The 3,636-nt window shown below is 50.3% G+C and carries 4 protein-coding genes; 1 reads left to right on the forward strand and 3 read right to left on the reverse strand.

Translation table 11 applies throughout. From position 1 onward, the window contains the following. Positions 1 to 23: 23 nt before the first annotated feature. The 3 genes from MYY08_RS02170 to MYY08_RS02180 all read right to left on the reverse strand — a co-directional run bounded on the left by MYY08_RS02170 (position 24) and on the right by MYY08_RS02180 (position 2,615). Positions 24 to 1,715 (reverse strand): hypothetical protein, encoded by a 1,692-nt coding sequence (locus MYY08_RS02170; protein WP_084970063.1) that lies wholly within the window; start codon positions 1,713 to 1,715, stop codon positions 24 to 26. A gap of 139 nt (positions 1,716 to 1,854) precedes the next feature. Further along, on the reverse strand, positions 1,855 to 2,124 hold the full coding sequence (locus MYY08_RS02175) for a DUF7940 domain-containing protein (protein ID WP_244555262.1): 270 nt from the start codon (positions 2,122 to 2,124) through the stop codon (positions 1,855 to 1,857). Continuing rightward, positions 2,121 to 2,615 carry a lysozyme family protein gene (locus MYY08_RS02180; protein ID WP_306552669.1) on the reverse strand — a complete coding sequence of 165 codons (495 nt, stop codon included), beginning with the start codon at positions 2,613 to 2,615 and terminating at the stop codon, positions 2,121 to 2,123. The genes MYY08_RS02175 and MYY08_RS02180 overlap by 4 nt, the downstream gene beginning before the upstream one ends. Before the next feature lie 111 nt (positions 2,616 to 2,726). On the opposite strand from MYY08_RS02180, the gene MYY08_RS02185 reads away from it, so the two are divergent. Then, entirely contained in the window at positions 2,727 to 3,365 is a 639-nt protein-coding gene (locus MYY08_RS02185; RefSeq protein ID WP_312394470.1) for a helix-turn-helix domain-containing protein, read from the forward strand. The last annotated feature ends 271 nt before the right edge of the window (positions 3,366 to 3,636 follow it).

Here is a 3,636-nt window from a genome sequence, read left to right on the forward strand (position 1 = left end):
GGCCAGGCCGGAAGGTCATACGGTTACGCTGGCGTAATGGTTTCGCTATTGTCGAAAGATACCCAGGCCCCCTTGGTATCAGGCGCAGTTGCGTAGTAGTAACGCAGCTTTTTATCAGCGCCATAGCCCAGCACAATTTTACCCATCGCCTTGCCCACGGTATTCACCGTTGACGCGGCCGACTTCAGTTGATCCTGCGAGTAAACGAAGCCGCAGGTAATGCCGTCGTTCTCGTTAAACAGCCATTCAATATCGGGCACGTCGCCTCCAGAAGTGACCACCGGCGCTCCTCCTGTGGTGCTGGTTTTGGTATAGCGCAGGGTCAGCGGCACGGCGGAGTTCAGGTTATAACAGTTACTCATAACAAATTTCTCGCCAATATTCTGCATGCCGACGGCGAATTTTGCTGCAGAATAGCCGGTACTGGTAATATGCACCTTCGCCAGGTTAAACAGGTTCATGGCAAAGTTATTTGTGCCTACATCAATAATGCTGTGGTTAATAGAAAGCGTACCGCCACTACCGCCCTGAATAAGGATGCCGGTAGCCGATCCATTACTGATTAAACGGCAGCCGGTTAACAGCACGGTATTATAATCGCTGGTCGTTCCTTTCAACAACGCGGAGAAGCCTTCGGCATAGCAGTTAACCAGATGCAGATCTTCCGCCGGCACTAAATTAAAAGCGTTATTTTTCGGGTCGCCTTTATTCAGCATAGAGAGCTGCAACGTCAATTTATGTTCGCCTTTCACCGTTGAGGATCGATCCAGAATAAAACCATCCCCCACAGAACCTTCGTCCATTACCACCGTTGAGCGAATATTAACGTTGTATGACCAGTTCTGAACACAAATGGCTCCCCGCTTCGGCGCCCAGTTCGCCCCCTGTGTATCAACCGGCGTACGGGTATATTTGATGGTGTTTTCCACCACCACATTGGTACACATAATATAGGCTTCACCCCACCAGGTCGCGCCGCCGATAGAAACGTTGCCAATCGAGCTGCCGTTGGTGATGCCTTCCATCACAAAATGACGACGGAACGGACCATAAGCCAGGTTATTCGCCATGATGGTGTGCTGCGCGTCAAACTGTGCACGCCCGCTGTTTGAGGTGACCGGCGCTTCAGCATGAAACGCGATGCGTCCGTCGGTGCCTTCTTTACAGGAGGCGTAGTTATTGGCAATTACCGTACCCGATCCCCAGATGCTGACCGCATCGCCGCGCTCTTCCAGCCCGACGCCAATACAATCAAGGAAGTTATTGCCAATAATACGCGAACCGTGAGCGCGCTGAATGGAGCCAGCGATTACCGCGTTTACCTGGTTAATCATGGTACAGCCTTCAATAACGCAGAAGTCCGCCTGAATATCTACCGTCCCCTGACGGCCGCCGCCGTTATCGCCGCTGGCGTTACTTTGCAGCAGTAACGGGTTGGTTGATTTCAGGTTACGCAGCCGACAGCGCTTGTGCTTCAACGCGATCATTGATCGAATACTCATATTCGTGCCGATCGGTCGAATTTCGCCCGTTTCGGTACCTTCGATAATCTGCCCTTCAAAGGCAGTTTTAACCTGCGCAGATAAATTAATAATGGTGTCGACGATAACATATCGTTCCTTATTAAGTAGCGCCTGAAAAGCAGCGGTATTATCAGTGGTATAATCCGTTGCGCTATTTGCGGCGATGTTTTGAGAAGATGTAGTTAAAGACATAAAAACCTCCAGAATAAATGATTTGATAAGTTTGTTTTTTACTTACGGATATATTCACACTACGAACGACCTAAATTCAGGTTGCGGAATTCCCTTTCCGCTTGTATTACGGAAATTATATTTTTGCCGTTTTTATTATTTAGCCCTGGTGTCTGTCTATCGTGTCGTCACCTTGTGACACTGTCTGCCCTCCTTCTGGCGCTTTTTGTCGGGTAATACGTGAAAGCATGCCCAGCACCATCACGATGAAAGAGGCAATTTGCAGCCAGTGCGACGGAATTAATGTCTTCCATTCCGGCGGCATTTCTAACCAGATGGTAGGTAACAGACCCAGCAACACCAGCGCTTTCGTAGAATGCCAGCGCCACCAGTCCCGCCAATCCCTAACCAGCTTTAGTTTCATTGTCATATAATTACCCCTCTGTAGCTTTCATAACTGCCGCTACGCATGACATCTGCGTGGCGTTTTGCCCGATTAGGCGTTTGGCGCGCCCACTTACTCATCAACATGCTGCTGGCGGCGGCGGCGAAGTTTTCCTGAGAAATCAGGGCCAACGTATTCTTGAATCCTGCCAGCCCTTCAACGCCCATCTGCCAGGCCATGCTGTATAAAATATCGCTACGTGGTTCGTTGCAGTGTCGCAGCGCATCGACAATGCCTGGTACGCTATTCATTTGTAACCTGTTATTGCTCAACAGGGTTTCCAGCCAGACGCTGCCCACCACCTCAGGAACGGTAAAGGTATAATGACTAATGGGGCAGCCGCGCGGCCCAAGCTTGATGCCGTAAGCCACGGTTGGAAAACCTTCGGTATCGATATAAGGTTTCGCCCGGTAACCCTCTTCAAATTTAAGAATTTTTATAACTTCACTCATAGACAGCTCCTTTTTACGACTCACCCGTGACCTTGTTAAAAATTGGCTCTGCTACATTGGTGGTTTTCGTTCTGTTATGTATAATGCTGAGAACCCATAACAAAACGTATCGAAACAGGCCATAGCAAAGCGTGTTTGACGAACAATACGGCACGCTATAAATTTTCGTTTATGAAAACAGATTCTCTTGCTACGCGGCTCAATATAGCGATGACAATGGCCGGGATGACGCAGGGTGCTTTAGCTAAAGCATCCGGCGTTTCGCAGCCTACCATCTGGCGCCTGACGAAAGGTCAGGCCGCTGGATCGCGTAAACTGGTCGACATCGCGGCCGCCCTCAACGTTAACGTTGAATGGCTGGCCAAAGGTCAGGGAGAGATGCAGGGGCCTTCAATTAAAGAAGGCTTTATGCAAGCTCCCGCGGCCAGTGACGTGCCTGTCTGGACGTTGGCGGGTAAAACCAGCGAAACCATCGCCACGCCTAACGGCGTCCGCGCCAAAAAAACCTGGCGAGCCTATTTAATCGATCGAAACAGCGGTTGCGCCGAGGCCACAGCGGGCAGTATCGTCATTGTCGATACGGATATTCAGCCCGAATCCGGCGACCTGGTCATCGCTCGCGTAAACGAGCGCATCAGCGTCTATCGTTATCTCGAAGGCCCATCTAACGGCTTTTTAACCGTGGACGATCCACGTTTACCAGCAGTCGAACTCTCTCCCTCCGCCGAACTCATCGGCGTCGCTATCTTTTTAATCCGTGATTTGCGCCGGTAAGCCGCCACATCTTCATCCGGTAAGGTGAACTCGCAGTACTGCCCACCGGCGACACGATATAAGACATAAATCATGGCGAACCTCTTCAGCTACTCAGCCCGTCAGTTATCCAACTCCCCATCGACGCCGAGGCGCCGCTCCGTGGGTTAACTATGCTTCAACACGCCCCTGAAGCATGAATGCGGCTTATTAGTTCGCTGACGAGGCGGTTAACATATTCACCACACTCCATAACTTTTGTTATTAAAAATACTATTAGGTATTAATAAAC

Origin of the sequence: Mixta sp. (assembly GCF_024610815.1) — a bacterium.
GTDB classification, from domain to species: Bacteria; Pseudomonadota; Gammaproteobacteria; order Enterobacterales; family Enterobacteriaceae; genus Mixta; species Mixta calida.

Coding starts and splice junctions, on each gene's coding strand:
- MYY08_RS02170 (WP_084970063.1), bottom strand. CDS start 1,715: ATGTCTTTAACTACATCTTCTCAAAACATCGCCGCAAATAGCGCAACG.
- MYY08_RS02175 (WP_244555262.1), bottom strand. CDS start 2,124: ATGACAATGAAACTAAAGCTGGTTAGGGATTGGCGGGACTGGTGGCGC.